Annotated in this window: 30 protein-coding genes; 20 read left to right on the plus strand and 10 right to left on the minus strand. The window is 65.2% G+C overall.

Going from position 1 to position 25,829, the window contains the following annotated elements:
- Nucleotides 1–147 precede the first annotated feature (147 nt).
- The 6 genes from gap to EN786_RS14740 all read left to right on the plus strand — a co-directional run bounded on the left by gap (nt 148) and on the right by EN786_RS14740 (nt 7,608).
- Nucleotides 148–1,158: a type I glyceraldehyde-3-phosphate dehydrogenase gene (gene gap, locus EN786_RS14715; RefSeq protein WP_127310279.1), complete on the plus strand. Its 1,011-nt coding sequence runs from the start codon at nt 148–150 to the stop codon at nt 1,156–1,158.
- Nucleotides 1,159–1,367: 209 nt separating this feature from the next.
- Entirely contained in the window at nt 1,368–3,257 is a 1,890-nt protein-coding gene (locus tag EN786_RS14720; protein ID WP_127282778.1) for a potassium/proton antiporter, read from the plus strand.
- Between the two features lie 103 nt (nt 3,258–3,360).
- Nucleotides 3,361–4,557: a phosphoglycerate kinase gene (locus EN786_RS14725; RefSeq protein WP_127282777.1), complete on the plus strand. Its 1,197-nt coding sequence runs from the start codon at nt 3,361–3,363 to the stop codon at nt 4,555–4,557.
- A gap of 237 nt (nt 4,558–4,794) precedes the next feature.
- Entirely contained in the window at nt 4,795–5,820 is a 1,026-nt protein-coding gene (locus tag EN786_RS14730) for a class I fructose-bisphosphate aldolase (RefSeq protein ID WP_127310280.1), read from the plus strand.
- A 159-nt stretch (nt 5,821–5,979) separates the two neighbouring features.
- The gene (locus tag EN786_RS14735) at nt 5,980–6,720 is read left to right on the plus strand and encodes a thioredoxin family protein (RefSeq protein ID WP_127392384.1); all 741 of its coding nucleotides are present in this window, start codon (nt 5,980–5,982) and stop codon (nt 6,718–6,720) included.
- Between the two features lie 159 nt (nt 6,721–6,879).
- Nucleotides 6,880–7,608 (plus strand): SGNH/GDSL hydrolase family protein, encoded by a 729-nt coding sequence (locus EN786_RS14740; protein WP_127310281.1) that lies wholly within the window; start codon nt 6,880–6,882, stop codon nt 7,606–7,608.
- A gap of 26 nt (nt 7,609–7,634) precedes the next feature.
- Here EN786_RS14740 and EN786_RS14745 read toward each other — a convergent pair whose 3' ends face one another.
- Nucleotides 7,635–7,796: a hypothetical protein gene (locus EN786_RS14745; RefSeq protein WP_127310283.1), complete on the minus strand. Its 162-nt coding sequence runs from the start codon at nt 7,794–7,796 to the stop codon at nt 7,635–7,637.
- Between the two features lie 201 nt (nt 7,797–7,997).
- Between EN786_RS14745 and EN786_RS14750 the strand changes: the two genes are divergently transcribed.
- From EN786_RS14750 to EN786_RS14760, 3 genes are all read left to right on the plus strand, one after another.
- Nucleotides 7,998–8,165, plus strand: coding sequence for a hypothetical protein (locus EN786_RS14750; protein WP_127282773.1), 168 nt, complete (start codon nt 7,998–8,000; stop codon nt 8,163–8,165).
- A gap of 141 nt (nt 8,166–8,306) precedes the next feature.
- Entirely contained in the window at nt 8,307–8,717 is a 411-nt protein-coding gene (locus EN786_RS14755; RefSeq protein WP_189340493.1) for a hypothetical protein, read from the plus strand.
- A 132-nt stretch (nt 8,718–8,849) separates the two neighbouring features.
- Complete coding sequence (locus EN786_RS14760) at nt 8,850–9,569, plus strand: YafY family protein (protein ID WP_126057965.1); 720 nt, start codon at nt 8,850–8,852, stop codon at nt 9,567–9,569.
- Nucleotides 9,570–9,631: 62 nt separating this feature from the next.
- Here the strand turns inward: EN786_RS14760 and EN786_RS14765 are convergent, their stop codons facing one another.
- The 3 genes from EN786_RS14765 to EN786_RS14775 all read right to left on the minus strand — a co-directional run bounded on the left by EN786_RS14765 (nt 9,632) and on the right by EN786_RS14775 (nt 12,114).
- Complete coding sequence (locus tag EN786_RS14765) at nt 9,632–10,327, minus strand: DUF1013 domain-containing protein (protein ID WP_127310282.1); 696 nt, start codon at nt 10,325–10,327, stop codon at nt 9,632–9,634.
- Between the two features lie 274 nt (nt 10,328–10,601).
- Nucleotides 10,602–10,742: a DUF1127 domain-containing protein gene (locus EN786_RS14770; protein ID WP_127285985.1), complete on the minus strand. Its 141-nt coding sequence runs from the start codon at nt 10,740–10,742 to the stop codon at nt 10,602–10,604.
- A 361-nt stretch (nt 10,743–11,103) separates the two neighbouring features.
- Nucleotides 11,104–12,114 carry an NAD(P)H-quinone oxidoreductase gene (locus EN786_RS14775; protein ID WP_127285988.1) on the minus strand — a complete coding sequence of 337 codons (1,011 nt, stop codon included), beginning with the start codon at nt 12,112–12,114 and terminating at the stop codon, nt 11,104–11,106.
- Between the two features lie 111 nt (nt 12,115–12,225).
- On the opposite strand from EN786_RS14775, the gene EN786_RS14780 reads away from it, so the two are divergent.
- The 4 genes from EN786_RS14780 to EN786_RS14795 all read left to right on the plus strand — a co-directional run bounded on the left by EN786_RS14780 (nt 12,226) and on the right by EN786_RS14795 (nt 14,528).
- Nucleotides 12,226–12,420: a DUF1192 domain-containing protein gene (locus EN786_RS14780; protein ID WP_127285984.1), complete on the plus strand. Its 195-nt coding sequence runs from the start codon at nt 12,226–12,228 to the stop codon at nt 12,418–12,420.
- A gap of 83 nt (nt 12,421–12,503) precedes the next feature.
- On the plus strand, nt 12,504–13,751 hold the full coding sequence (locus tag EN786_RS14785; RefSeq protein WP_127285983.1) for an MFS transporter: 1,248 nt from the start codon (nt 12,504–12,506) through the stop codon (nt 13,749–13,751).
- Nucleotides 13,752–13,782: 31 nt separating this feature from the next.
- A complete protein-coding gene (locus tag EN786_RS14790) occupies nt 13,783–14,058 on the plus strand; it encodes a metalloregulator ArsR/SmtB family transcription factor (protein WP_126057959.1) in 276 nt (91 codons plus the stop codon).
- Between the two features lie 80 nt (nt 14,059–14,138).
- Entirely contained in the window at nt 14,139–14,528 is a 390-nt protein-coding gene (locus EN786_RS14795; protein ID WP_127285982.1) for a hypothetical protein, read from the plus strand.
- 57 nt (nt 14,529–14,585) lie between these two features.
- Here the strand turns inward: EN786_RS14795 and EN786_RS14800 are convergent, their stop codons facing one another.
- Both EN786_RS14800 and EN786_RS14805 read right to left on the minus strand, forming a co-directional pair.
- Nucleotides 14,586–15,242 (minus strand): glutathione S-transferase family protein, encoded by a 657-nt coding sequence (locus EN786_RS14800; protein ID WP_127311741.1) that lies wholly within the window; start codon nt 15,240–15,242, stop codon nt 14,586–14,588.
- 84 nt (nt 15,243–15,326) lie between these two features.
- Entirely contained in the window at nt 15,327–16,172 is an 846-nt protein-coding gene (locus EN786_RS14805) for an alpha/beta hydrolase (RefSeq protein WP_127393797.1), read from the minus strand.
- A 99-nt stretch (nt 16,173–16,271) separates the two neighbouring features.
- Here EN786_RS14805 and EN786_RS14810 point away from each other — a divergent pair, with 99 nt between their 5' ends.
- Both EN786_RS14810 and EN786_RS14815 read left to right on the plus strand, forming a co-directional pair.
- Nucleotides 16,272–16,784, plus strand: coding sequence for a helix-turn-helix domain-containing protein (locus EN786_RS14810; RefSeq protein ID WP_127311372.1), 513 nt, complete (start codon nt 16,272–16,274; stop codon nt 16,782–16,784).
- A gap of 107 nt (nt 16,785–16,891) precedes the next feature.
- Entirely contained in the window at nt 16,892–17,323 is a 432-nt protein-coding gene (locus EN786_RS14815; RefSeq protein ID WP_127311373.1) for a heme-binding protein, read from the plus strand.
- Between the two features lie 145 nt (nt 17,324–17,468).
- Here the strand turns inward: EN786_RS14815 and EN786_RS14820 are convergent, their stop codons facing one another.
- The 3 genes from EN786_RS14820 to EN786_RS14830 all read right to left on the minus strand — a co-directional run bounded on the left by EN786_RS14820 (nt 17,469) and on the right by EN786_RS14830 (nt 19,302).
- Nucleotides 17,469–17,870, minus strand: a complete 402-nt coding sequence (locus tag EN786_RS14820; RefSeq protein ID WP_127311374.1) for a hypothetical protein — start codon at nt 17,868–17,870, stop codon at nt 17,469–17,471.
- 374 nt (nt 17,871–18,244) lie between these two features.
- Nucleotides 18,245–18,427 carry a 50S ribosomal protein L32 gene (gene rpmF, locus EN786_RS14825; RefSeq protein WP_006203806.1) on the minus strand — a complete coding sequence of 61 codons (183 nt, stop codon included), beginning with the start codon at nt 18,425–18,427 and terminating at the stop codon, nt 18,245–18,247.
- 167 nt (nt 18,428–18,594) lie between these two features.
- Nucleotides 18,595–19,302, minus strand: coding sequence for a transglycosylase domain-containing protein (locus tag EN786_RS14830; protein WP_127311378.1), 708 nt, complete (start codon nt 19,300–19,302; stop codon nt 18,595–18,597).
- 129 nt (nt 19,303–19,431) lie between these two features.
- Between EN786_RS14830 and EN786_RS14835 the strand changes: the two genes are divergently transcribed.
- Both EN786_RS14835 and EN786_RS14840 read left to right on the plus strand, forming a co-directional pair.
- Nucleotides 19,432–20,349 (plus strand): polyprenyl synthetase family protein, encoded by a 918-nt coding sequence (locus EN786_RS14835; RefSeq protein WP_127311375.1) that lies wholly within the window; start codon nt 19,432–19,434, stop codon nt 20,347–20,349.
- Nucleotides 20,350–20,654: 305 nt separating this feature from the next.
- Nucleotides 20,655–20,873: a 4-oxalocrotonate tautomerase family protein gene (locus EN786_RS14840; protein WP_127311376.1), complete on the plus strand. Its 219-nt coding sequence runs from the start codon at nt 20,655–20,657 to the stop codon at nt 20,871–20,873.
- Nucleotides 20,874–20,932: 59 nt separating this feature from the next.
- Here the strand turns inward: EN786_RS14840 and EN786_RS14845 are convergent, their stop codons facing one another.
- A complete protein-coding gene (locus EN786_RS14845; protein ID WP_127311377.1) occupies nt 20,933–21,856 on the minus strand; it encodes an SMP-30/gluconolactonase/LRE family protein in 924 nt (307 codons plus the stop codon).
- Nucleotides 21,857–21,987: 131 nt separating this feature from the next.
- Between EN786_RS14845 and EN786_RS14850 the strand changes: the two genes are divergently transcribed.
- From EN786_RS14850 to EN786_RS14860, 3 genes are all read left to right on the plus strand, one after another.
- The gene (locus EN786_RS14850) at nt 21,988–23,481 is read left to right on the plus strand and encodes a sugar ABC transporter ATP-binding protein (protein ID WP_135908634.1); all 1,494 of its coding nucleotides are present in this window, start codon (nt 21,988–21,990) and stop codon (nt 23,479–23,481) included.
- 122 nt (nt 23,482–23,603) lie between these two features.
- The gene (locus tag EN786_RS14855; RefSeq protein WP_127311615.1) at nt 23,604–24,680 is read left to right on the plus strand and encodes an ABC transporter permease; all 1,077 of its coding nucleotides are present in this window, start codon (nt 23,604–23,606) and stop codon (nt 24,678–24,680) included.
- Nucleotides 24,681–24,693: 13 nt separating this feature from the next.
- A complete protein-coding gene (locus tag EN786_RS14860; RefSeq protein WP_127283426.1) occupies nt 24,694–25,791 on the plus strand; it encodes a substrate-binding domain-containing protein in 1,098 nt (365 codons plus the stop codon).
- Nucleotides 25,792–25,829 lie beyond the last annotated feature (38 nt).

Here is a 25,829-nt window from a genome sequence, read left to right on the forward strand (position 1 = left end):
GAGCCCGTCAAAACCAAGCATGGCCGCCTTGGCGGGCTGGCCCAACCTAATCGATTTAAATCCAAGCCTTCCAAGGCTGGATTCTTCGCCCGTCCGCCGCTATGAAGCTGCGGACCCAATCGCCTTCCAGCTCCCAGGGAGAGAAACATGACCGTCAGAGTTGCCATCAACGGATTCGGCCGTATCGGCCGCAACATCCTGCGAGCCATCCATGAATCCGGCCGCAAGGACATCGACGTCGTCGCCGTCAACGACCTCGGCCCGGTCGAGACCAATGCGCATCTCTTGCGCTACGACAGCGTGCATGGCCGCTTCCCGCATGAAGTGACGGTCGACGGCGATCAGATCTCGGTCGGCTCGGAGAAGTTCAAGGTCACCGCCATCAAGGACCCGACCCAGCTGCCGTGGAAGGAACTCGGCGTCGACATCGCGCTCGAGTGCACCGGCATCTTCACCGCCCGCGACAAGGCGGCGGCGCATCTCACCGCCGGCGCCAAGCGTGTCATCGTCTCGGCGCCGGCCGAAGGCGCCGACCTCACCGTCGTCTACGGCATCAACCACGACAAGCTGACCAAGGACCACATCGTCATCTCGAACGCGTCCTGCACCACCAACTGCCTGGCGCCGCTCGCCGCCGTGCTGCACGAGACCGTCGGCATCGAGAAGGGCATGATGACGACGATCCACTCCTACACCGGCGACCAGCCGACGCTGGACACCATGCACAAGGACCTCTACCGCGCCCGCGCGGCGGCGCTGTCGCAGATCCCGACCTCGACCGGTGCAGCCAAGGCGATCGGCCTGGTGCTGCCCGACCTCAAGGGCAAGCTCGACGGCATCTCGATCCGCGTGCCGACCCCGAACGTCTCGGTCGTCGACTTCAAGTTCATCGCCAAGCGCTCGACCACCGCGCAGGAGATCAACGAAGCGGTGATCGCCGCCTCCAAGGGCAAGCTGAAGGGCGTGCTCGCCGTTACCCATCACCCGAATGTCTCGATCGACTTCAACCACGATCCGCATTCCTCGATCGTCGCCCTCGACCAGACCAAGGTCATGGACGGCAACTTCGTGTCGGTGCTCTCCTGGTACGACAATGAATGGGGCTTCTCCAACCGCATGGGCGACACCGCGGTCGCCTTCGGCAAGACCATCGCCTGATCGCGGCGGACTTCGATCTTTCCAGACCAGACGCCCGGCTTCGGCCGGGCGTTTTTCGTTTGCGGGCCGGGCTGGCGCCCCAAGCGGCAAAAGCTCCGGAAATCAGCCCCATAGGAGCAAAAAACCACGCTGCCGCCCTGCACTGGTCATGTCTTCGCCCCACTCTGCCGTAAAGCGGGGAGGGTGGCGGATTTGAGGGGCAATTCCGGATGGAGCATGCGATCTATCTTGTAACGCTGGTCGGCACCGCCCTTGTCGTTGCCGCCGCGTTTTCGAGCCTGATCGCCTTTCGCTTCGGCGCTCCCCTCCTGCTTCTCTTCCTCTGCATCGGTCTGGCGACCGGAACCGACGGCCTCGGCATCGAATTCGACAACGCAAGGCTGGCCTATTTTGCCGGCTCACTGGCGCTGGCCGTCATCCTGTTCGATTCCGGTTTCGGCACGCCGCTCAATGCGCTGCGCCAGGCAGCCGGGCCGGCGCTGTCGCTGGCGACCGTCGGCGTCATCCTGACCACCGGCCTGTTCGGCGCCGCCGCCTATTACCTGCTCGACCTCACCTGGCTGGAATCCTTCCTGCTCGGCGCCGCCGTCGCCTCGACCGATGCGGCTGCGGTGTTCTTTCTGCTGCGCGCCGGCGAGATCAATTTGCGCGAGCGCGTGCGCGCGACGCTCGAGGTGGAATCCGGCACCAATGACCCGATCGCCATCTTCCTCACCATCACCCTGGTCGAGATCATCGCCGCCCACGCCAATCCCGAGGCCAATGTGCTGGTCACCAACCTCGCGCTCGGCTTCCTGCTCAACATGGGTGTCGGCGCCGTCGTCGGCATTCTCGGCGGCCTCGCCATCGTGCGCCTTGTCGAGCGGCTGAACCTCGACCACGGCCTGCTGCCGATCTTCGTGCTGACGCTGTCGCTGATGGTGTTCGCAGCCGCCGGCGCCATTGGCGGCTCCGGCTTCCTGGCGGTCTACCTCGCCGGCCTGATAGCGGGCAATTCCGACATCCGCGCCGTCACCATCCTCAAGCGCTTCCAGGACGGCATGTCATGGCTGGCGCAGATCATCATGTTCCTGATCCTCGGCCTGTTCGCCACGCCCTCGCAGTTTCCGGCGATCCTGGTGCCGGCGGTCCTGCTCGGCCTGTTCCTGATCTTCGTGGCGCGGCCGGTCGCCGTCTGGCTTTGCCTTGTCCCGTTCCGCCTGCCGCGGCCCGAGGTGGCTTTCGTCTCCTGGGTCGGACTGCGCGGCGCGGTCTCCATCCTGCTTGCCATCACGCCACTGCTCGGTGGCCTGGAAAACGGCCGCGTCATCTTCAACACCGCCTTCATCATCGTGCTGGTATCGCTGGTCGTGCAGGGCTGGACCGTCGGGCCGCTGGCGCGCCGCCTCGGCCTCATCGTGCCGGCGAGGCTCGGGCCGCTCGACAAGGTCGAGCTCGAACTGCCGGGCTCGGCCCATCACGAGCTGCTCGCCTATCGCGTGGCGCCGGGCAGCCCGGTGGCGCGCGGCGAGCGCATCCCGCGCTGGGCGCGGCCCTCGCTGGTGCTGCGCGACGGCCGCTCGATGCGATTCCAGGACATGGGCCGGCTGGCCGCCGGCGACCAGGTCTATATCTTCGTGCCGGATCGTTATCCGCGCCTGCTCGACAAGCTGTTCGCCAGCCGCGCCGTGGTCGATCCGGAGGACGCGGATTTCTTCGGCGCCTTCGCGCTCGATCCGACGCGCTTGGCCGAGGAATTGGAGGCCGCCTATGGGCCGGGCCTGACCGAGGCCGAGCGCAAGCTGACCGTCGGCGCCCTGGTGACGGAGCGGCTCGGCGGCCATCCCGAATATGCCGACCGGGTGCTGATCGGACCGATCGAGCTCATCGTGCGCGACGTCGACGACAAGGGGCGGATCATCGGCCTCGGCCTGTCCTTCGAGCCGACCGCGCCGGTGGCGCGCGTACCGGTGTTCCTGAGCGCCGGCGAGATCCGCGACCGCATCGCCGCCTTCGTCCGCGGCTGGCGCAAGCCGGCGCAGGCGCCTGCCGTCGAAGCGCCGCCCGAACAGCCCGCGACGCCCGAGCCGACAGCGCAAAAGGCAACAAGCGAAAGCTGATCTTACGCGCCTACATCATTTTTGCGCGCGCGCTTCAACGCGGGCCTTGCATCGTCGCCGTTGGCGGGTAAGGTCCCCGCGATTTTCGAGGAAAGGGACCAGCATGGCCGGCTTCAAGACACTGGACGACATCGGCAACATCTCCGGCAAGCGCGTGCTGGTGCGCGTCGACCTCAATGTTCCCGTCGCCGACGGCAAGGTCACCGACGTCACCCGCATCGAGCGCATCGCGCCGACCATCGCCGAACTGTCCGGCAAGGGCGCCAAGGTCATCCTGCTTGCCCATTTCGGCCGTCCCAAGGACGGACCCACGCCCGAATTCTCGCTGGAGCCGATCGCCGGCGCCACGGCGCACGTGCTCGGCCGGCCCGTCGGCTTCGCCGCCGACTGCATCGGCGACGTAGCGGGCAGCGCCGTCGCCGCCATGGACAAGGGCGATGTGCTGCTTTTGGAAAACACACGCTTCTACAAGGCCGAGGAGAAGAACGACCCGGCCTTCACCGAGAAGCTCGCCGCCAACGGCGACATCTTCGTCAACGACGCCTTTTCCGCCGCGCACCGTGCCCATTCCTCGACTGAAGGCCTGGCGCATCTGTTGCCGGCCTTCGCCGGCCGCACCATGCAGGCCGAGCTCGACGCGCTGGAAAAGGGCCTCGGCAATCCCGTCCGCCCGGTCGTCGCCATCGTCGGCGGCGCCAAGGTCTCGACCAAGATCGACCTCTTGATGAACCTGGTGAAGAAGGTCGACGCGCTGGTCATCGGGGGCGGCATGGCCAACACCTTCCTGGCCGCGCGCGGCACCGCCGTCGGCAAGTCGCTCTGCGAGCATGATCTTGCCGCCACTGCCAAGCAGATCATGATCGAGGCGGCCGAAGCCGGCTGCGCCATCATCCTGCCGGGCGACGGCGTCGTGGCGAAGGAGTTCAAGGCCGGGGCCGCCAGCGAGACCGTCGCCATATCGGACGTGCCGGCCGACGGCATGATCCTCGACGTCGGCGAAAAGACCGTGAAGGCCGTCGGCGACTGGATCGACCGCGCCGCCACGCTGGTCTGGAACGGCCCGCTCGGCGCCTTCGAGATCGAACCTTTCGACCGCGCCACGGTGGCGGCGGCAAGGCACGCCGCCGAACGCACCAAGGCAGGCAAGCTGGTCTCGGTGGCCGGCGGCGGCGACACGGTGGCCGCGCTCAACCACGCCGGCGTCGCCGACGACTTCACCTATGTCTCGACCGCCGGCGGCGCCTTCCTTGAGTGGATGGAAGGCAAGCCGCTGCCCGGCGTCGAGGTGCTGAAGCGCTGAAGCAATTCCAGGAAAACCGCGCAGCGGTTTTCCGTTCGGAATTGGGTGGAGCAAAGCATTTGCAGCCAGGCGGCGATGCTTGGCGTTGCGGAAATGCGACCGGAGCGATTGACCCGATCAAGACTCGGCGAGCCGGCCCCGCGGCGCGACTTTCAATCGATTTCGCGCTTTCCGGCATCATTCCTTTGGCGGTAGAGTTCCGTGAACCGCGGAAAACCACTGTCAGGAGGAAGCACAATGAGCGAACGTCTCGAAGACATTGCCGCCGCGATCGTGGCCGACGGCAAGGGCCTGTTGGCCGCCGATGAAAGCTCCGGCACCATCAAGAAGCGCTTCGACGTGATCGGCGTCGAATCGACGGCCGACAGCCGCCGCGACTATCGCGAGATGATGTTCCGCGCCAAGGACGCGATGACGCGCTACATCTCCGGCGTCATCCTCTATGACGAGACCATCCGCCAGAAGGCTGCTGACGGCACGCCGCTGGTCGACATCATCAAGGCATCCGGCGCCATCCCCGGCATCAAGGTCGACGCCGGCGCCAAGCCGCTGGCCGGCTTTCCCGGCGACACCGTCACCGAGGGCCTCGACGGCCTGCGCGAGCGGCTTGCCGACTACTACAAGCTCGGCGCCCGCTTCGCCAAATGGCGCGCGGTGATCGATATCGACATCGCCAAGGGCGTGCCGTCTCAGACCTCGATCGGCTCGAACGCACACGCGCTCGCCCGCTACGCCGCGCTCTGCCAGGAGGCCGGCATCGTGCCGATCGTCGAGCCGGAGGTGCTGATGGACGGCGCCCACGGCATCGACACCTGCTACGAGATCAGCAAGGCGACGCTGCTCAAGCTCTATGACGAGCTCTATGCCGCGCGCGTCGTGCTCGAAGGCACCATCCTGAAGCCGAACATGGTCATATCGGGCAAGAAATCCGGCAAGCTGGATAGTCCAGAGATCGTCGCCGAAAAGACGATCAAACTGTTCCGCGAGACGGTGCCGGCGGCGGTTGCGGGCATTGCCTTCCTCTCCGGCGGCCAATCGGACGAGGAGGCGACCGCCAACCTCAATGCCATCAACGCCATCGGCCCGCATCCGTGGAAGCTGACCTTCTCCTACGGCCGTGCCCTGCAGGCCGCCGCGCAGAAGGCCTGGAGCGGCAAGGCGGCGAACGTCGCCGCCGGCCAGGCCGCCTTTGTCCATCGCGCCCACATGAACCATCTGGCGGCGCTCGGCAAATGGCAGCCGGCGCTGGAAAAGGCCGCCTGACACGTTTCTTCAGACGCGACGAAAAACCCGGGCTCACTGCCCGGGTTTTGTTTTTCGCCGGCGGCATCCCCACTTCTGGGACTGCGCGGAAAAGCGCGTCGGCCATGTCGGATCGCGCCGATATCGAACGTCCTTGGCAGGAGAGGACAGGAGATCGTCATGCATCGCAATGCCGTCGTTTCGCGGGAAGACTGGTTCGAGGCGCACAAAAGGCACCTCGATCGCGAGAAGGAACTGACGCGGCTGCGCGACAAGATCGCCGCCGAGCGCCGCGAATTGCCCTGGCTGAAGATCCGCAAGGACTACGTCTTCGAGAGCGAGCAAGGCCCGAAGCGGCTGGCCGGGCTCTTTGGCGAAAACAGCCAGCTGATCGTCTATCACTTCATGCTGGCGCCCGGCTCGAACCATCGCTGCGAGGGCTGCTCCTTCCTTGCCGACCATATCGACGGCGCCAATCTGCATCTCCAGCACCACGACGTGTCGCTGGTCGTGGTGGCGCGCGCGCCGCTGGCCGAGCTGTTGCCCTACAAGCAGCGCATGGGCTGGCGGTTCGACTGGGTGTCGTCCTATGCGTCCGACTTCAACTTCGACATGCAGGTTTCCTTCACCGACAAGCAGATCGCCGCCGGCGACACCACCTACAACTTCGAAAGGCGCGCGCGCACGTCGAAGGACCTGCCCGGCATCAGCGTGTTCTACCGCGACGGGGCCGGCGACATCTTCCTCACCTTCACGTCGCGCGCCCGCGGCGGCGATCCGCTGATCGGCGCCTATCACTATCTCGACATGACGCCGAAGGGCCGCAACGAGACCGGCCCCTATGGCGGCCTGATGGACTGGGTGCGGCTGCATGACGAGTACGAGGACGGCCCCGAGCCGCCGCCGGCCTGTTGCGACTGAACCGGCGGCTAATGCATGTCGCCCAAAAGTGGCCCCGGTTTTGGGAAAACGACATGCATAAAACAATGAGCTAAAGCGCGTCGCATGAGGCCGTTCAGGCGCGACGCGCTTTAGTTAGATCGTTCACCCGCACAACAATATGCGCTAAGGGCATGAGCCATGCAGCGCCTGCTCGCCCTCCTCACCTGGCTCGCCTTTCCCGTCTACGTCTGGCAGGGGCTCGGCGTGCGCCGTCGCACCAGCCGCATGCTGCCGGCGCGCGGTCCGGTCATCCATGAGATGCCGGGCAAGGCGCCGGCGATCACGCTGCTGGTGCTGGGCGATTCCTCCGCCGCCTCGGTCGGCATCGGCCATTCCGAGAACGGGCTCGCGGCGCAGCTTGCCATCCTGATTTCAGAGCGAACGGGCAGCTCCGTGCGCTGGCGGGCGGCCGGCTTCAATTCGGCGACCTCCGGCCAGGTGCGCGACCATGTCCTGCCCAATTTGTCTGCCGATCCGTGGACGCATATCGTGCTCGCCATCGGCACCAACGACACCAAGAACTTCCACTCGGTGCCACGCTTCAAGAAGGAGTTCGGCGGCCTGCTTTACGCACTGCGCGCCAAATGGCCGGAGGCGCGTGTGGTGTGGTCGCCGGTGCTGGAGTTCACCCGGGCGCCGGCGATGCCCTCCCTGCTTGGCAGGATCCTCGAGATCAGGGCTGCCGAGATGAATCGGATGGGCAAGCGCCTCTGCCTGGAGCGCGGCGCGGTGCCTGCGTCGCGGCTGCCGATCCTCGATCCGCAGGCCGGCTTTGCCGTTGACGGATTCCATGCCTCGGAAGCCGGCTACCGCGCCTGGGCGGAGCATCTGCTTGCTCCCGTTCTGGGCGAGCAGCCCCAGGCTTAGGCACCCGATGGGGTGACGTCGCGGCTCTAGCCCCAGTGCCCCAGCACCGCGGTGAGCGAGATCGCCGCCATGGCAAGCAGCGCCAGCTTCCAGAAATCGCTGCGCCGCCTCAGCCCCGGCCAGCCGAGCGGCTTGATCAGCTGGATGACCATGATGCCAATGATGACGAGCGCGAGGAGTTTCGACATGCCGCTTTTGAGCAGCATCGCGGCCGGCTGTCAAAGCCGGTATCGTTGCTTTGAAGCCGGGCGGAACCGGGCAGGACAGCCGCTTCTCCGTGTGCCGGCCAGACTGACCGCAATCTCCTTCGAAAGGCTGCCATCCTCCTGACAGACTGCTGTCAGCAGGGGTGTGCGATAGTGTCCTCATCAAAGAAGAGGAGACTAGCCGTGACCGGTTACCAGATACTGCGCGGTGTGCAGCACTATGTCGGCAAGATCCGCACGATGCGCAACGAGATCCGCACCCAGCGTTTCATGAATGGCTTGCCGGCGGACATTCGCAAGGACATCGGCTGGCCGGATATGTACGCCAACGGCCGCCACATCGACCAATGAGCTTTTTTTGCGTGCCGCGCTTGGATGCGGACACCGCGGTGCCCCGATCTAGAAGCGTCGGCGAATATGCTGAACCCTCCTGACAGTATGCTGTCAGGAGGGTCGTGTCATGGTGTGGCAGGAGTAGAGAGTGAGCTTCGCATGGTGAAGAGCTGGAACGACAGGCTGAACACGCCGGGCGTCAATGGCATCAAGCCGTCGCCGCGGAGCTTTGCCGACGTCGTCGAAGGCCAGCCGATGCTGGTGCCGACAGCGCGCCAGGTCGATGATTTCATCCGCTCGATCCCGGAAGGCGTCGAGATGGACGTCCGCGCGCTGCGCACCGCGCTGGCCATCGAGCACGGGGCTGAAGTGACATGCCCGGTCGCCATCGGCTATCATTTGCGCACCGTGGCCGAGGCGGCCGGCGAGGATCTCGAGCACGGCATGGCGCTGAGCGAGATCGCGCCGTTCTGGCGGGTGCTGGACGCCAGGACGCCGACAACGAGGAAACTGTCCTTCGGCACGGAGTTCGTCGCCGTGCAGCGCAAGCGCGAAGGGCTGAAGCCATAGTGCATGTCGCCCAAAAGTGGGAACCGGTTTTGGGAACCACGACATGCATGGAAACAACGTGCATGTCGCCCAGAAGTGGCAACCGGTTTTGGGGCCACGACATGCATAGAAACAACATCGAGGAACCATACGATGCGTCGTGCCGACAGGCTCTTCCAGATCGTGCAGCATTTGCGCGGCGGCCGTCTGGTCACCGCCCAGAAGCTGGGTACGTGGCTCGAGGTTTCCGAGCGCACGATCTATCGCGACATCGCCGACCTGCAGTCGACCGGCGTGCCGATCGACGGCGAGGCGGGCGTCGGCTACATGATGAGGGAGGGTTTCGACCTTCCGCCGCTGATGTTCACGCGTGACGAGATCGTGGCGCTGGTCGCCGGCGCCCGCATGGTGCGCGCCTTTGGCGGCGCCGCCATGGCGCGGGCCGCCGACGAGGCGCTGGTCAAGATCGGCGCCGTGCTGCCCGATACCGAGAAGGACCGCATCGCCCGCACCGAGATCCACACGCCGATGTGGGTGGTGAGCGATGCCGCGCGCGAGGCGATCGACCTGATCGAGCGCGCGATCGAGAAACGCCAGGTCCTGACCATCGACTATTCGGACGAGGCCGGGCGCGGCACGGCGCGCGACATCCGGCCGCTCGGCCTGTGGTTCTGGGGCAAGGTGTGGACGCTGGTCGCCTGGTGCGAGATGCGCGACGATTTCCGCGCCTTCCGCATCGACCGCATTGCCTCGGTGGTGATCGCCGGCCGCGTCTACAAGCCGGAGCGCGGCAAGCAGCTCGCCGATTTCTACCGCGCGGTGGAGCGCAGCGAGGACTATGGCATGACGCCGGACCGGGCGGCGCGCAACTGAAGCCTCGAAAGCCAATAAAAAAGCCCGCTCGAAGCGGGCTTTTTTATTGGCTTTCGAGAATTCTACTCCTCGTCGTCCGTGTCCTTGTCCTTCGACTTCAGCGCCGAGAGCTTGGCGAAGACGGCGTTGGCGTCGAGCTCGGCGTCCTCGTCCTTCGGCTTTTCCGGCGCCGGGACCAGCCGTTCCGTCAACGCCGCCGGCAGCAGCGTGTCGCCGACCGGCTGCGCCTGCTCGCGGCCGCGCGAGGCGCGGTTGACTTCCAGGTCGAGGTCGATCTGCGAGGCGAGGCCCAGCGTCACCGGATCCATCGGCTGCAGATTGGCCGAATTCCAATGCTTGCGCTCGCGGATCTGCTCGATCGTCGACTTGGTGGTGCCTACAAGACGGGCAATCTGCGCGTCCTTCAGTTCGGGATGGTTGCGTACCAGCCAGAGGATGGCATTCGGCCGGTCCTGACGCTTCGACAGCGGCGTGTAGCGCGGGCCCTTGCGCTTGGATTCCGGCACCCTCACCTTGGGGTCTGACAGCTTCAGCCGATGGTTCTGGTCCTTCTCGGCGCGCGCGATCTCGTCGCGGGTCAGCTGGCCGGTCATGATCGGGTCCATGCCCTTGATGCCTTGCGCCGATTCGCCGTCGGCGATCGCCTTGACCTCGAGCGGATGCAGCCCGCAGAACTGCGCGATCTGCTCGAAGGAGAGCGCGGTGTTGTCGACCAGCCAGACGGCGGTCGCCTTGGGCATCAGCAGCGTATTGGCCATTTCCAAAAATCCTTCTCGTTCGCCCGCGTTCCCGCGCGGGCGGTGGTTTTAGAGCCACCAAAATGGGAAATTCGCGGTCTGTATAACCGCTCCGTCACCATTTCGCAATGTTTTTGGAAGGCCCCGAAGGGAGAGGCCGGGCACAAGCGCGGCTTGGAAAGACAAAACCCGCCGGACTGGGTCCAGCGGGTTTGGAACCGGAGACGAGCAAGCGTCTACGACGGCTCTGGCTTCTTGACGCGGCCCCGGCCTTTCGGCCGGGTCGCGTTTGCAATCAAAGAGCCTGGCGGGCGATACGCTCGATGTCGGCGCGGTTGATGCCGAGGTCGCTCAGCTGACGGGCGTTGAGCTTGTTCAGCTCGCGCACGGTCTCATTGTACATGCGCCAGTTACGGAAAGCGCGGATCGGGTTCATGGTGGTTCTCCAGTCGTTGGTTGATTTGTTCGATGCCGTGTAAATAGGCACCGCCGCCTAAGAATTGAACGGACGCTTTTGCATGGCGGCAATGCGTTTTGTGCATTGCAGCATTAAGCTCTCGTTCAGGTTTTCCGCAGGCGATTTACGCACCAGGGCGCGTCGAGATTCAGGTCAGGCCAAGCCGGAGTCGAAGACGGGCGCGGAGCGACCAAAACGGTGGTTTCCGAGAACCGGCGCGGAGCGCACCTCCGCATGTCCCGGAAAAGTGCTCCCGGTTTTCCGACAAGGACATGCGGCAGCAAGGAAACTACGTGAGCCCCGGAAGCGCAGGTTTGCAGGCCGGCCTCACCTGAATATCCTAGCCGACGTCGAGCACGATCTTGCCGATATGCTCCCCATCCTCCATCCGCTCATGCGCCCGCCAGGCTTCGCTGAGCGGCAGGATCGTGTCCATCACCGGCGCAATCTTGCGGCTGCCGAGCAGCGGCCAAACCTGCGCCTCGAGCGCTGCCGCGATCGCCGCCTTGAACTCGACCGTGCGCGGCCTCAGCGTCGAGCCGGTATGGGTGAGCCGCTTGACCATCAGCTTGGAGAAATCGACACTCGCCGCCGCCCCGCCCTGCACGGCGATCTGCACGATGCGGCCTTCCACCGCCGCGGCCTCGTAATTGCGCGTCACATAGTCTCCGGCGACCATGTCGAGGATGACGTTGGCGCCCCGGCCGGCGGTCGCGTCCTTGACCGCGGCGACGAAGTCCTCCTCGCGATAGTTGATCGCGCGGTCGGCGCCGAGCTTCAGGCAGGCGTCGCATTTCTCCTTGCTGCCGGCGGTGGTGACGACATAAGCGCCGAAGGCCGCCGCCAGCTGGATCGCCGTGGTGCCGATGCCGGACGAGCCGCCATGCACCAGCAGTGTTTCGCCGCTCTTCAAGCCGCCGCGCTCGAATACATTGTGCCAGACGGTGAAATAGGTTTCCGGCACCGCCGCCGCTTCGGTGTGGGTGAAGCCGGCCGGCAGCGGCAGCACGCTGCCGGCATGCACCTTGACATATTCGGCATAGCCGCCGCCGGGGGTGAGCGCGCAGACCCGGTCGCCGATGCGCCAGCGCGATATCTGGTCGCCCAGTGCCGCGACCTCGCCCGAGACTTCGAGACCCGGCAGGTCGGACGCGCCGGGCGGCGGCGGATAGGCGCCCTTGCGCTGCAGCACATCCGGCCGGTTGACGCCGGCGGCACGCACCCGGATCAGCACCTCGCCCGGTCCCGGCACGGGCACGTCGCGCGTTTCCGGCTTCAGCACCCGCGGCCCGCCGGGCTCCGAGATCGCGATCGCCGTCATCTTCGCCGGAATCTTCTGTCCGCTCGCCATGAACTGTCCCGTCCTCCTTCGGCCGGTCTGGCCGGCAATTTGCATCAGCGCCCCTGCCCTATGTATGCTCATTGTCGAATCCGGCAAATGGCAAATCAGGGAGGAGCGACGATGGCGAGCTTCGACGACGAACCCGTAAAGAAAGCGCGCCCGCATGAGATCGGGCAGGATCTGGCCCTGCTTTCGGCCGACGAATTGTCCGAGCGGATCGGCATGCTGCGCGACGAGATCGCCCGGCTGGAAGCCGAGCTCAAGGCCAAGGGCGCGACCAAATCGGCAGCCGAGGCGCTGTTCCGCCGCGGCTAGCGTTGACGACGGCAACGCTTGCCGCCGAAAAGCCCGAATGCGCCTGTCAGACCGGCGCCACGAACCCCAAGCCGGATCAGACAATGTTTGCAACCTACCGACCGATCCTCTCCTTGCTTCGCGGCACCGCCTTCCTGCTCGCGGCGTCCGGCCTGCACGGGCTGCTTTTGCCGTTGCGTGGCCAGTTGGAGGGCTTTTCCACGGCATCGCTCGGCCTGATGGGCACGGCCTGGGCGGGCGGCTTCGTCACCGGCTGCTTCTTTGCGCCCCGCCTGGTTCGCCGCGCCGGCCATGTCCGGGCCTTCGGCGCCTTTGCCGCGTCGGGCGCCATCGTCGCCTTGCTCACCGGCCTCATCATCGATGAGTATGTCTGGATCCTGCTGCGCGCCTTTACCGGCTTCACCATGGCCGGCGCCTTCATGGTCATCGAAAGCTGGCTGAACGAGAAGGCGACCAACGAGAATCGCGGCACCGTCTTCGGCCTCTACATGATGGTCACCTATGCATCGATCATGGGCGGCCAGATGATCGTCGCCGGCGGCGACGTGAAGTCGGCTTCGCTGTTCATGATCACCGGCATCCTGTTCTGCCTGTCGCTGCTCCCGACCGCCGTCTCGACGCAGTCGCATCCGAAGCCGCTGCAGGACGTCAAGCTGGATGTCAAAGGGCTCTACGCCAATTCGCCGGTGTCCGCTGTTGCCTGCCTGCTGATCGGCATCGCCAACGGCGCCTGGGGCACGCTCGGCGCCGTCTATGGCGCCCGCATCGGCATTTCCACGGCCGAGATCGCGCTGATGATGAGCCTGGTGGTGGTCGCCGGCGCGGCCATGCAGCTTCCGGCCGGGCGCCTCTCGGACAAGACCGACCGCCGTTTCGTGCTGGCGGGCGCCGCCTTCGGCGCGGCCTTGTTCGCCATCGTCGTCTTCCTGTTCGAGCCGCGCTCCGGCGTCTTCGTCCTTGTCCTGACCGCCTCCTATGGCGCCTTCGCCTACACGCTCTATTCGATCGCAGTGGCGCATGCCAACGACCACGCGCGGGCGGAGGATTTCGTCAAGGTTTCGGGCGGCCTTCTGCTGCTCTACGGCTTCGGCACCATGATCGGGCCCCTGCTCGCTGCCGGCCTGATGGGTTCGCTGCGTCCCGAGGGCCTGTTCCTGGCCACCGCGCTCGCCCATCTTTGCCTGGCGGGCTACACCCTGCTGCGCATCAGCCGCCGCGCCCCGGTGCCGATCGAAAACCGCGACGCCTTCAAGACCCAGCCGGCCGACCGTTCGGTGACGCCGGAAGCCTTGCGGCTCGATCCGCGCAGAAAGGCTGAAACCAATGGTTGAGATTTGGGAAACTTTGCCTCTAAAATGACGCATGATGTTTTCTGATGCCTTTGTGGCGATTGCCGATCCCAACCGGCGCTATCTTCTCGAAGAGCTCCGGCGCGGCCCGAAGACCGTCAACGAACTGGCGGCCGGACTGCCAGTTTCACGCCCAGCCGTCTCGCAGCACCTGAAGGTTCTGCTCGAGGCCGGCCTGGTCAACGCCAAGGCGGAAGGCACGCGGCGTGTCTACACGGTCAGCAGTGCCGGCTTCCTGCGGTTGAACATCTGGCTCGACCAGTTCTGGGAAGCATTGCCCGGCGAGTGACCTCTGGGCGGCATGACCGGTCCGGCACTTGCTTCATGCGATTCCGTTCTGCGCTTTTTCTGGCTGTGGAGGAGGAACCCATGGGACGCGAAGCGGTACTTGGCGCTCTGACGGCGATCAATCTGGTTCTGCTCGCTGGCATGGGGCTGATGCAGATCCTGCCGGCGAAGGCGCAGGACGGCACAGGCATGCTGCGCGGAAGCGGGCTTCAGATTGTCGATAGTCAGGGCCGGGTGCGCTCCAGCATCTCCGTGCTGCCGGCGACGGCCGGCGAGGCCGAAACCGTTCTGTTCCGCCTCATCGCGGAGAATGGCCAGCCTTCGGTCAAGATCAGCGCCTCGACCGCAAGCGCCGGCCTGAGTTTCGTCGGCGGCGACGATGCAAGCTACATTTTGCTCGAGGCGGATGGTCCCGAAACCCGGCTCGAGATGGTGGAACCGGAAGGCCGCAAGAAGGTGATCGAGCCATAGCAGCGATGCAAGGCCAGGTGAGCAGGACCGCTCGCCTCCGATCGCTAAGTACTGATGTCAGCCGTCGTTGTAGGGGAAGAATTTGAAGTAGGGCTGGGCTTCCTCGATCACGCGGGCGAAGGACGGTCGTTCGACCAGTCGATCGTGATAACGCCTGACCGCGGGGAACCTGTCGCCGAACGGCTCGACCTTGTTGGCGTAGAACAGCGCCGGCGCCGCCGCGCAGTCGGCCATGGTGAAGGTTTCGCCAACCGCCCAAATCCTCGACTGCATTTCGGTTTCGACGATGGCGTAGGAGGCACGCAACTGCGCCCGCGCCTGCTCGACACCGAACGGATCGGTCTGGCCCTGCGGCCGCAGCCGGTCGCCGACGATCTTCTGCATCGGCTCCTGCACATAGAAATCGTAGAAGCGATCGGCGGTCCGGACCTGGCGGGCGAGGTCGGCATCGTCCGGAATCAGCGCGGTCGGGCCAGGATAGTGGACGGCCAGATACTCGATCACGATGGTCGATTCCGGCACCGTCTGCCCGCGCGCCTCGTCGCGCAGCACCGGCATCTTGCCCGCCGGCGACAGTCTCAGGAACGCCGCGCGCGACTGCTCGTTGCCGAGATCGACGATGACGACATCGAAAGGCGTGCCGTTCTCATAGAGCGCGATCAGCGGCTTCCAGCAGAAGGATGCCAGGGGGTGGAGGTGCATGGTCAGGGACATTGGGTGCTCGCTTCCGTTCGGCGTGGATTGGCCCGATTTCGATAGTGGCGCATTCCGTGCGGCGATGTCACGGCAGACGGCGGGTCAGGCGGCCCGCGCTGCCCGGTCATGCGCCGCGATGGCGGCGATCATGACGCCCCAGTCGTCCGGATGCAGTTCGTGGCCGCCACCCTCGATACGCACCAGCTTCGCACCGGCAACCGCCTCGGCGAGCGCTGCGCCATGCTCGACCGGAAAGATCGGATCCGTCGTGCCGTGGATGACGAGCAGCGCAATCCGCATCTTCCGAAGACGGTCATTCCAGTCTCCGCCGCTCTTGAGCAGGAAGTGGTTGGTCGCGCTGAGCAGGCCTCCCGACCGGTCATAGTCCCGCTCGACGAACGCCCTTGTCAGCTTCTCGTCGAACGGATGCACGGTGCTCGCGATGACGCGGGCCTCGCTAACGATGAAGTCGATCACCTGCTCGCGATCCGACCAATCGACCTTCTCGCCTGCCGCCGCGTGCTCTTTGTAGCTCTCGGACATTCCCGGCAGATGCGAGGTGTCGATGCCGACTGGCGACGTGCTGATCCCGGTCAGCGCCGTGACGCGCGACGGGTGTTTCAGCGCCACCAGCTGCGCGATCATGCCGCCCATCGACATGCCGACCACATGCGCCCTCACGACCTCATGATCGTCGAGCACGCGGATGGCATCGTCGGCCATGTCATCGAATGTGTAGGGCGGCTCGCCCGGCACGTATTTGCTCGAGTGGCCGGTATCGCGATTGTCGTAGCGGATCACGAACAGACCCTCGCCGGCCAGCTTCCGGCAGAACGCTTCCGGCCACCACAGCATCGACGCCATGGCGCCCATGATCAGCAGAACCGCGGGATCGGCGGGACTGCCAAAAGTTTCGGAAACGATCCGGGGCTGCTCTTTCGTCTTCATGGTCGCTTCCTCCTCTGCAATCCGATTGCATTTTGCAATCAGTTGCACGATAATCAGACTGATACGATAATGCAACCGGTTTTTCTGGAGACTTTGCACATGAACACCGATCACCGTTCCGGCTGCCCGATCAATCTGTCGCTCGAAGTGTTCGGCGATCGCTGGAGCCTGATCATCCTGCGCGACATGATCTTCGGCGGCCGGCGCCATTTTCGCGAAATGCTCAACGGATCGATCGAGGGCATCGCGTCCAACATCCTTGCCGACCGGCTGAAGCGGCTGATGGAGCTGGGCATGCTGACAAAGGCCGACGATCCCTCCCACAAGCAGAAGGCGATCTACAGCCTGACCGAGATGGCCATCACCCTGGTGCCGATCATGGCGCATCTCGGCGCCTGGGGCCGTGTCTGGCTGCCGGTCAGCGAGGAGCTCTCGATCCGCGCCGAGCTTTTGGAAAACGGCGGCCCACCCTTATGGGAGCGCTTCATGGACGAATTGCGCCATGAACACCTCGGCGCGGCGATCGACCAGGAGGGGCCAACCGTTCGGGCAACCCTGCAGGCCGGCTACGAGGCAGTGGTCGCCCGCAAGGCTGAGGCTGCCGCCGGCTAGACAGGGCGCGGCGTTTCGCCACTTCCTGAAAATCAGTTTCAACCGCCGCCGGGATTGTATCCTGCGTCTCGTCGACGATGATCGCGGCCTTTCAACAGGAGACTGCCATGACCGCGCTGACGCTCGAGAACGCCAAGCAAATCATCGACGCCGCCTTCGCCAGGGGTGCAGAGCTGAAGCTCAGGCCGCTGGGCGTATCGGTGCTCGATGCCGGCGCCCACCTAGTCGCCTTCCAGCGCCAGGACGGCGCCTCGTTCCTGCGTCCGCAAATGTCGGCCGGCAAGGCCTATGGCGCGCTCGCCATCGGCATGGGCTCGCGCCGCGTCGAAGCCTTCGCCAAGGAACGGCCGCATCTGATGGCCGGCATCTCCGACGTCTCCGGCGGTCGTGTCCTGCCTGTCGTCGGCGGCGTGCTGATCCGCGATCATGCCGGCGCCGTCATCGGCGCGGTCGGCATCTCCGGCGACACGTCGGACAATGACGAGGCCGCCGCGATCGCCGGCATCGAAGCCGCCGGCTTCGCTGCCGATCCGGGCTGAGACGGATCAGCGGGAGGATGTGTCGAGATTCAAGTCAGGCCGAGTCGAAATGTTGGTTCCGAGAACCGGAGCGGAGCGTACGTGAGCACCGGAAGCGCAGGAAACCTGCATTTGCACACCGGTCTCAACTGAATATCGGCACATCCTAGTTCAGGTTGATATCCCGGCTTGCCGACCGCATCGACACCGAGAAGCCGGCGAGCACGTCGAACAGCGCGATGACCATCAGGGTGAAGAAGACCGAATGCGCCGCGCCCTTCACCAGCAGGAACTCGACCAGGAAGGCGATGAAGACCAGCGTCGACAACAGATGGTCGAGGATCGAGGCGTTGGTGGTGCGCACCGATTTTGAGATCTCGACGAACAGGAAGAACAGGCCGATCAGCACCATCAGGTCGCCGAGCGTCATCGAGAACACGCCACCGGACATCATGCGGAACGAGAACATCTCGTTGGCCCAGGGATCGTCGCCGCTGCCGAATATCCCGAGCAGCCCGAGATTGTAGAGCACGAAGGGCACGATCAGCAGGGGGATGGCACCGAACATCTGGCGACTCCGATTGAGCTTCCTTCAGTTGCAGCCCGCCGGCCTTCCTCGTCAAGAAGTTTCATGCGTCGCCGCTAACACGCTCGAAGACCGCGCGAAACAAGCATGTCAGAGCAATTCCAGGAAAAGTGCGCAGCGGTTTTCCGTCCGGAATTGCGTCAAAACAAAAACTTGGGGCGGTTCGGCGATTCCATGAAACGCTGAACCGCCCTAGCGGGGGTTCCTCCCGCGCCTGTCAGGCCACAAAGACCGGCGCGCAGGGTCCGTCGGCAGAGTCGGTATCGAACCGCGACGCTGGAGCGATTGGCGAGGCCAAACGCAAAAAGACCGGCCAATGGCCGGTCTTTTGGAAGTCGCAAACCGCCGGAAGCTTCTCAGCTTTCCTTCGGCTCCAGAACCTGGCGGCCACGATACATGCCGGTCTTCAGGTCGATATGGTGCGGGCGGCGCATTTCGCCGGAATTCTTGTCCTCGACGTAGGTCGGGGCCTTGAGGGCGTCGGCCGAGCGGCGCATGCCGCGCTTCGACGGAGAGGTTTTTCGTTTCGGAACGGCCACGGATATGCTCCACTACATGGTCAAAATGCCCCGGCAACCCTCGTGAAAGGGCCATGTCTGGGGCCATAATCTGAGAAAGTCGGGTGCCTATACACGCCCTGCGCCGTTTTGGCCAGCACCGCGGCAAATTTTTTTGCCGGAGCAGGAAAGCAGCATGAAGCTGCACTTCAGTCCAGGCAGCCTATATAGGCGCCCGATCTGCCAGCGCGTCGCTCGATCAGCGCCGCCAGCCGTCGCAGGCCAGGCCCCGGCTTGGCGGGATTGCGGGCGATCGGGTTGGGCAGCGTGACGGCAAGCAGCGCTGCCTGCCGGCGCGACAGCTGCTTTGCCGAAACGCCGAAATGATGCTGGGCGGCGGCCTCGATGCCATAGATGCCCGGCCCCCATTCGGCGATGTTGAGGTAGATCTCCATGATGCGCCGTTTCGACATCACCGCGTCGAAATAGACGGCGAGCGGCAGTTCGACCACCTTGCGCACCGTGCCCAGCGGCCGCGACCAGAGGAAGAGGTTCTTCACCGTCTGCATGGTGATGGTCGAGGCGCCGCGCGTTGCCTCGCCGGCCAGCGCGTCGTCGACGACGCCGCGCAATTCGCCGAGATCGACGCCGCGGTGGAAGCAGAACTGCCCGTCCTCCGACATGACCACCGAATGCGCCAGCACCGGCGACACGTCGTCGATGGAAACCCAGCGCCGGTCGTAGCCGGAGAAGGTCGCGAGGTCCTTCAGCATCAGCGTCGACACCGGATGCACGAAGGACGGCAGATAGAGGAAGGTCAGCACCACCGGTATCACCGCCAGGATGGCGGCAACGACCAGGGAGCGCCGGCCAAGGCGCTTGAGGCCAGCGCGGTTCAGGCGCCTCGGCCGCGCCATGTCCAGTCCTTGGATTTCATGATCGACGATCGGTTCCGTCAAGCCGCCCCACCCGTGCCATCAGCTCAACCGGCATAATGGCGCGCGGCTTCTTGCGCAATGTCTGAGTGTCGGCTACCGCTCCCGGCCATGGCGAAAGACGAAGAAATCGCGTTCGAAACCGCACTTCTGATGCGCGCAGCGGCAATCGAGGCGCAGCTCAGGCGGCTTCTCGACCAGCGCGCGCTGTCCGGCGAGATCGCCCGGCCGGAGCGGCTGATGGCGGCCATGCGCCATGGCGTGTTGAACGGCGGCAAGCGCCTGCGCCCTTTTCTGGTCATGGAAAGTGCGGCGCTCTTTTCCGTCGATAGCGAGGCGGCATCGCGCGTCGCGGCGGCGCTCGAATGCGTGCATTGCTATTCGCTGATCCATGACGATCTGCCGGCCATGGACAATGACGATCTGCGCCGCGGCCAGCCGACCGTGCACCGGGCCTTCGACGACGCAACCGCCATCCTTGCCGGCGACGCGCTGCTGACGCTTGCCTTCGACATCCTCGCCGACGAGGCCACCGTGCTGCCCGTGGAACGCCGGGCAGCGCTGGTGCTGGCACTTGCCCGCGCCGCCGGCATTGGCGGCATGGTCGGCGGGCAGATGCTCGATCTCGATGCCGGCCGCAATCCACCGGACGAGGCCGGCATCATCCGGCTGCAGGCGATGAAGACCGGCGCCTTGATCCGCTTTGCCTGCGAGGCCGGCGCCATCGTCGCCGGCGCGCCGCCGGAAGACCGCGAACGGCTGGCCGAATTCGGCTCGGCGATCGGGCTCGCCTTCCAGCTTGCCGACGACTTGCTCGACCTGACGGCGGATGCGCACCAGATGGGCAAGGCGACCGGCAAGGACGCCGCCGCCGGCAAGGCGACGCTGGTCGCCCTGCACGGCGCCGACTGGGCGCGCAAGCAGCTCAGCGGCCTCGTCGGCCAGGCGCATGCGCTGCTCGATCCCTATGGCGAGCGCGCGGCCTTGCTGAAGGAAGCGGCGACATTCGTGGCGACGCGCAACAGCTGACCTGTTGCATCTGGCAGGGTTGTGAAGATCGGACCGTGGCGAGCCGGCGTCGTTCGCCTATGCGCTGGATGCCCATTCCAGCAATGCGCGCACCGCTGCGCGAGCCTGCGGATAGGGCGCCGACGTTGGTTCCGATTGTTCGCTCTTTCCGAATAGTGCTGCCAGCAGCCGGGTGATTATCCGACATCCGCGGCAATCTATATCCGCTCCATGACAACGAGGATCGATCCGTCCGATGACGGCGCGACCGTCGTCATCGGCCTCGCCAAAGCAGCGCCGTGAAATCCACCGAAAGGAACCTGGAAATGCCCTTTGCCAACTTCAAGATGCCCGAGGCCGCTCTCACAAAAGCGCAGAAGGAAGATCTCGTCCACAAGACCACGCAGATGTTCGTCGACTATTTCGGCGAGGGAGTGCGCCCCTACACCATGGTGCTGATCGAAGAAGTTGCTGATGGAGGCTACGGCCGCGCCGATGAAGTCTTCGTCCTTCCCGATGCCTATCGGGCAAAGGATGGTGCCTGATATGAACAAGGCGGGCCGCTTGTCGAGCGGCTCGCCTCTCGATCAAAGCAAGTCGGACCTCAGCCTCTTGCGGCCGCGTTGGCGACCACGAACACCGCATAGAGCGACTGCCGCGCCGTGATGAACAGGCGGTTGCGCTTGGCGCCGCCGAAGGTGAGGTTCGCCACCGTTTCAGGGATGCGGATCTTGCCGATCAGCGTGCCGTCGGGGTCGAAGCAATGCACGCCGTCGCCGGCGCCTGCCCAGACACGGCCGGCCGTATCCACCCTGAAGCCGTCGAACAGGCCGGCCGTGCAGGTTGCGAAAACGCCGATTTCCCCCAGCGAATTGCCTTCGACGGCGAACTTGCGGATGTGCCGCGGCCCGTCCTTCTGATGCGTGATGCCGGTGTCGCCGACATAGAGGACGCTCTCGTCCGGCGAGAAGGCGAGACCGTTGGGCTTCGCCATCGTCGAGACGACGCGCGCCACCGCGCCGGTCGCGGGATCGGCGCGGTAGACGTGGCAGCCCTCGATCTCCTGTTCGGCGCGGTCGCCCTCATAGTCGGTCGCGATGCCGTAGGGCGGATCGGAAAACCACACCGTACCGTCCGAGCGCACCACGACGTCGTTGGGCGAATTCAGGCGCTTGCCGTCGAAGCGGTCGGCGATCACCGTGATCGATCCGTCATGCTCGGTGCGCGTGACGCGGCGCGCCCGATGCTCGCAGGTGACCAGCCGTCCCTCTGTATCGACCGTGTTGCCGTTGGCATTGTTTGCCGGCGCCCGGAACACCGAAACCACGCCATTGGTCTCGTCGTAGCGCATGATGCGGTCGTTGGGGATGTCGGAGAAGACCAGATAGCGCCCGGCCGCGAACCATGCCGGGCCTTCCAGCCAGCGCCCGCCGGTCCACAGCCGCTCGACCGCCACATGGCCGACGAAGCAGCTTTCGAACCGCTCGTCGAGGACCTCGAAGCCGGCGCCCTCTATGTCTCCGAACATGCTTCTTCCTCCGCGAAAACGGGTTATCGATAGCCTTCGCCTCGACCCGTTTTCAAGACTTGACCTGCAAAAATGTTAGCGATAACATCGGTGCCAATTCAGTCCGTTTGCTTGGCTTGGGAGGGCCATAGATGCGGCCCAAGCTCATCGAATTCATCGACATCTCCAAGCGCTTCGGCGGCACGCTGGCGTTGAAGTCGGTGTCGCTCGACATCCACGAGGGCGAGATCGTCGCCCTGCTCGGCGAGAATGGCGCCGGCAAGTCGACGCTGATCAAGACGCTCGCCGGCATTCACAAGCGCGACCAAGGCACGATCCGCTTTCGCGGCGAGGACTATCATCACCGCCCGCCGCGGCCCAACCAGCCGCAGAAGGTCGCCTTCATCCATCAGGACCTCGGCCTCATCGAATGGATGACGGTGGCCGAGAATGTCGGCATGGCGCAAGGTTTTTCGCGCCGCTCCGGCCTGATCGACTGGCGCGACACCGAGCGCCGCGCCGAGCGCGCGCTGGCGCTGGTCGGCTGCGCCTTCGATCCGGCGACGCGCGTCCAGGATCTTTCCCGCACCGAAAAGTCGCTGGTGGCGATCGCCCGCGCGCTGGCCACTGAGGCCGACGTGCTGGTGCTCGACGAGCCGACGGCGAGCCTGCCGGCGGACGAGGTCGAGCGCCTGTTCGAGGCGCTGCGGCCGCTGCGCGAGCGCGGCGTCGGCATGATCTATGTCTCGCACCGGCTGGACGAGGTGTTCCGCATCGCCGATCGCGTCGCCGTCATGCGCGACGGCCGCATGGTCGCGGTGAAGCCGGTGGTCGAGACCACGCCGCAGGAACTGGTCGACCTGATCGTCGGCCGGCCGGCGCACCAGATGTTCGCCAAGTCGCAATGGCAGGACGGGCCGGAGCGGCTCAAGGTCGAAAACCTCACTTGCGGCAACGTCGGCCCAGTCACCTTCGAGGCGCGCTCCGGCGAATTGCTCGGGCTGGTCGGCCTGCGCGGCGCCGGACAGGAGGCTGTAGGCCGCGCGCTGTTCGGCGCCGAGCGTTTCGAGGGCAATGTCTCGCTCGACGGCAAGCGCCTCGACCTGTCTTCGATCGGCGCCGCCCTTGCCGCCGGCGTCGGCCTCATCGCGCGCGACCGCACCGAGGAATCGGTCGCGCTGTCGCTTTCCGTGCGCGAGAACATGTATCTCAATCCGTCGGCGGTCGGTCGCGGGCTGTTCTCCTTCATGAAGCCGGCGCACGAGAGCGAGCTGACGCAGGAACTCGGCGCGCGGCTGGGGCTGAGGCCCAACGATCCGCATCTGCCGATCGAAGCGCTTTCAGGCGGCAACCAGCAGAAGGTGGTCGTCGGCCGTTGGCTGGCGACGGGCCGCAAGCTGCTGATCGCCGAGGACCCGACGGCCGGCGTCGATGTCGGCGCCAAGGCCGAGATCTACCGGCTGATCGCGGCGGCCGTCGAGGCAGGGCTGGCGGTCATCGTCGTCTCCACCGATTTCGAGGAGGTCGCCCATATCTGCCATCGCGCCCTCGTCTTCTCGCATAACCGCATCGTGCGCGAGCTGGCCGGCGATGCCTTGACGACGGCTGCGCTCATTCGTGCCGCCTCCGTGTCCGAAGCCGCCTAGAGCCGGATGATTTCAGGTCGAATCGATCTGAAATCTGAATCCGGTTCTAAATCAAAGAGATAGAGCATGATGTCGTCCGAAAACCGCCTCACACTTTCGGCATCATGCTCTAGGAGGACCTCATGAATTCGATCAAATCGACGGCGCTTGAGCCGACCCGGTCGGAACTTTCCGGGCTGAGCCTCGGCCAGAAGGCCTCGCGCTACCTGCCGGTCTACGGCCTGCCGATCCTGACGCTGCTGCTCATCCTGCTGTTCTCGCTGCTCTTGCCGCGGACGTTCCCGACGCTGCTCAATCTGCGCTCGATCATCTCCGACAAGGCGATCATCGCGATGCTGTCGCTGGCGGCGATGATCCCGATGGCCTCGGGCCGCATCGACCTGACGGTGGGCTACGGCATCGTGCTGTGGCACATCCTGGCCATCAGCCTGCAGACGGCCTTCGGCATCCCCTGGCCGATCGCGGTGCTGATCGTCATCCTGCTCGGCGTGCTCACCGGCTTCATCAATGGCTGGCTGGTCGAGGTGGCGCGCATCGATTCCTTCATCGCCACGCTCGGCACCGGCACCGTGCTCTACGCTTTGGCCATGTGGTACACCGGCGGCCGCCAGGTCGTCGGCGTGCTGCCCGAGGGCTTCCTCTCCCTCAACGGCACGATGCTGTTCGGCTTGCCGATCACCGGCTACTACGTGGTCGTCCTGGCGCTGGCGATGTGGCTGGTGCTCGAATACCTGCCGATCGGCCGCTACCTCTACGCCATCGGCGCCAATCCGAAGGCCGCTGCGCTCAACGGCATCCCGGTGCAGAAATTCGTCATGGGCGCCTTCGTCGCCTCCGGTGCGCTGACGGCGCTGGGCGGCGTGCTGCTCGCCTCGAAGCTCCGCATCGGCCAGGCCAGCGTCGGCCTGGAATATCTACTGCCGGCGCTGGTCGGCGCCTTCCTCGGATCGACCACCATCAAACCCGGCCGCGTCAATGTCTGGGGCACCATCATCGGCGTCGTCATCCTCGCTGTCGGCATTTCCGGCATCCAGCAGTTCGGCGGCTCGTTCTGGGTCGAGCCGCTGTTCAACGGCGTCACCCTGCTCGTCGCGATCGGCATTGCCGGCTACGCGCAGCGGCGCCGCGGCGCGGTCGTGCCGCCCGCCGCCAATCAACCAGCCACCAGCCAACCAACAAAGACAACCAACAATGCTTAATGGGAGAAACAATATGCATCGCAGAACAGTCCTTCAGCTTGGCGTCGCCTGCCTGGCGCTCGGCATCGCCTCGACCGCGCTCGCCGATCCGATGGCCGACGCCAAGGCGGTCGTCGACAAATACGCCGGCAAGGTCGAGAAATGGGACGGGCCGACGACCGGGCCGAAGGGTGCCGGGGGCAAGACAATCGTCGTGCTCGGCGGCGACATGAAGAATGGCGGCATTCTCGGCGTCACCAAGGGTGTCGAAGAGGCTGCGGCAGCACTCGGCTGGACGGTCAAGACGCTTGACGGCGCCGGCTCGATCGGCGGCCGCACCGCCGCCTTCGGCCAGGCGCTGGCGCTCAATCCCGACGGCATCATCATCAACGGTTTCGACGCCGTCGAGCAGAAGCCGGCGATGGAGCAGGCCAAGGCGGCCAAGATCCCGATGGCGGCATGGCATGCGGGCCCGACGGTCGGTCCGATCGACGATCTCGGCATCGTCGCCAACGTCTCGACCGACCCGATGGAAGTGTCGAAGGCGGCCGCCGACTGGGCCTTCGTCGACGCCAAGGGCAAGCCCGGCGTCATCATCTTCACCGATTCCACCTACCAGATCGCCATCGCCAAGGCCGACCGGATGAAGAAGGAGATCGAGGATCTCGGCGGCAAGGTGCTCGAATATGTCGACACGCCGATCGCCGAGACCTCGCAGCGCATGCCGCAGCTCACCACCTCGCTGCTGCAGAAATACGGCGACGCCTGGACCCATTCGCTGGCCATCAACGATCTCTATTTCGACTTCATGGGTCCGTCGCTGGCGGCCGCAGGCAAGTCGGGCACCGACGCGCCGATCAACGTCGCGGCCGGCGATGGCTCGGAATCGGCCTATCAGCGCATCCGCTCCAGCCAGTTCCAGAAGGTGACGGTGGCCGAGCCGCTGAACCTGCAGGGCTGGCAGCTGGTGGACGAGCTCAACCGCGCCATGGCCGGCGAGAAATGGTCGGGCTACATCTCGCCGCTGCATGTGGTGACCTCGGACAATGTCGAGTTCGACGGCGGTCCGGACAACCGCTTCGACCCCGGCAACGGCTACCGCGACGAATACAAGAAGATCTGGGGCAAATAAGCTTCGGCAGCATCTCTGTCGGAAAAGCCAACGGCCGG

The sequence above is a fragment of the Mesorhizobium sp. M4B.F.Ca.ET.143.01.1.1 genome (genome assembly GCF_004792275.1).
Lineage (GTDB): Bacteria > Pseudomonadota > Alphaproteobacteria > Rhizobiales > Rhizobiaceae > Mesorhizobium > Mesorhizobium abyssinicae.

What these genes read in the sequence shown, in the direction of transcription:
- EN786_RS14730 (WP_127310280.1), top strand. Translation starts at nt 4,795, where the DNA reads ATGAGCGAACGTCTCGAAGACATTGCCGCCGCGATCGTGGCCGACGGC.
- EN786_RS14735 (WP_127392384.1), top strand. Translation starts at nt 5,980, where the DNA reads ATGCATCGCAATGCCGTCGTTTCGCGGGAAGACTGGTTCGAGGCGCAC.
- EN786_RS14770 (WP_127285985.1), bottom strand. Translation starts at nt 10,742, where the DNA reads ATGAACCCGATCCGCGCTTTCCGTAACTGGCGCATGTACAATGAGACC.
- EN786_RS14720 (WP_127282778.1), top strand. Translation starts at nt 1,368, where the DNA reads ATGGAGCATGCGATCTATCTTGTAACGCTGGTCGGCACCGCCCTTGTC.
- EN786_RS14760 (WP_126057965.1), top strand. Translation starts at nt 8,850, where the DNA reads ATGCGTCGTGCCGACAGGCTCTTCCAGATCGTGCAGCATTTGCGCGGC.
- EN786_RS14790 (WP_126057959.1), top strand. Translation starts at nt 13,783, where the DNA reads ATGATGTTTTCTGATGCCTTTGTGGCGATTGCCGATCCCAACCGGCGC.
- EN786_RS14810 (WP_127311372.1), top strand. Translation starts at nt 16,272, where the DNA reads ATGAACACCGATCACCGTTCCGGCTGCCCGATCAATCTGTCGCTCGAA.
- EN786_RS14775 (WP_127285988.1), bottom strand. Translation starts at nt 12,114, where the DNA reads ATGGCGAGCGGACAGAAGATTCCGGCGAAGATGACGGCGATCGCGATC.
- EN786_RS14835 (WP_127311375.1), top strand. Translation starts at nt 19,432, where the DNA reads ATGGCGAAAGACGAAGAAATCGCGTTCGAAACCGCACTTCTGATGCGC.
- EN786_RS14850 (WP_135908634.1), top strand. Translation starts at nt 21,988, where the DNA reads ATGCGGCCCAAGCTCATCGAATTCATCGACATCTCCAAGCGCTTCGGC.
- EN786_RS14805 (WP_127393797.1), bottom strand. Translation starts at nt 16,172, where the DNA reads ATGAAGACGAAAGAGCAGCCCCGGATCGTTTCCGAAACTTTTGGCAGT.
- EN786_RS14740 (WP_127310281.1), top strand. Translation starts at nt 6,880, where the DNA reads ATGCAGCGCCTGCTCGCCCTCCTCACCTGGCTCGCCTTTCCCGTCTAC.
- EN786_RS14755 (WP_189340493.1), top strand. Translation starts at nt 8,307, where the DNA reads ATGGTGAAGAGCTGGAACGACAGGCTGAACACGCCGGGCGTCAATGGC.
- EN786_RS14855 (WP_127311615.1), top strand. Translation starts at nt 23,604, where the DNA reads ATGAATTCGATCAAATCGACGGCGCTTGAGCCGACCCGGTCGGAACTT.
- EN786_RS14820 (WP_127311374.1), bottom strand. Translation starts at nt 17,870, where the DNA reads ATGTTCGGTGCCATCCCCCTGCTGATCGTGCCCTTCGTGCTCTACAAT.
- EN786_RS14830 (WP_127311378.1), bottom strand. Translation starts at nt 19,302, where the DNA reads ATGGCGCGGCCGAGGCGCCTGAACCGCGCTGGCCTCAAGCGCCTTGGC.
- EN786_RS14765 (WP_127310282.1), bottom strand. Translation starts at nt 10,327, where the DNA reads ATGGCCAATACGCTGCTGATGCCCAAGGCGACCGCCGTCTGGCTGGTC.
- EN786_RS14795 (WP_127285982.1), top strand. Translation starts at nt 14,139, where the DNA reads ATGGGACGCGAAGCGGTACTTGGCGCTCTGACGGCGATCAATCTGGTT.
- EN786_RS14845 (WP_127311377.1), bottom strand. Translation starts at nt 21,856, where the DNA reads ATGTTCGGAGACATAGAGGGCGCCGGCTTCGAGGTCCTCGACGAGCGG.
- EN786_RS14725 (WP_127282777.1), top strand. Translation starts at nt 3,361, where the DNA reads ATGGCCGGCTTCAAGACACTGGACGACATCGGCAACATCTCCGGCAAG.
- EN786_RS14840 (WP_127311376.1), top strand. Translation starts at nt 20,655, where the DNA reads ATGCCCTTTGCCAACTTCAAGATGCCCGAGGCCGCTCTCACAAAAGCG.
- EN786_RS14780 (WP_127285984.1), top strand. Translation starts at nt 12,226, where the DNA reads ATGGCGAGCTTCGACGACGAACCCGTAAAGAAAGCGCGCCCGCATGAG.
- EN786_RS14745 (WP_127310283.1), bottom strand. Translation starts at nt 7,796, where the DNA reads ATGTCGAAACTCCTCGCGCTCGTCATCATTGGCATCATGGTCATCCAG.
- EN786_RS14785 (WP_127285983.1), top strand. Translation starts at nt 12,504, where the DNA reads ATGTTTGCAACCTACCGACCGATCCTCTCCTTGCTTCGCGGCACCGCC.
- gap (WP_127310279.1), top strand. Translation starts at nt 148, where the DNA reads ATGACCGTCAGAGTTGCCATCAACGGATTCGGCCGTATCGGCCGCAAC.
- EN786_RS14800 (WP_127311741.1), bottom strand. Translation starts at nt 15,242, where the DNA reads ATGTCCCTGACCATGCACCTCCACCCCCTGGCATCCTTCTGCTGGAAG.
- EN786_RS14860 (WP_127283426.1), top strand. Translation starts at nt 24,694, where the DNA reads ATGCATCGCAGAACAGTCCTTCAGCTTGGCGTCGCCTGCCTGGCGCTC.
- EN786_RS14815 (WP_127311373.1), top strand. Translation starts at nt 16,892, where the DNA reads ATGACCGCGCTGACGCTCGAGAACGCCAAGCAAATCATCGACGCCGCC.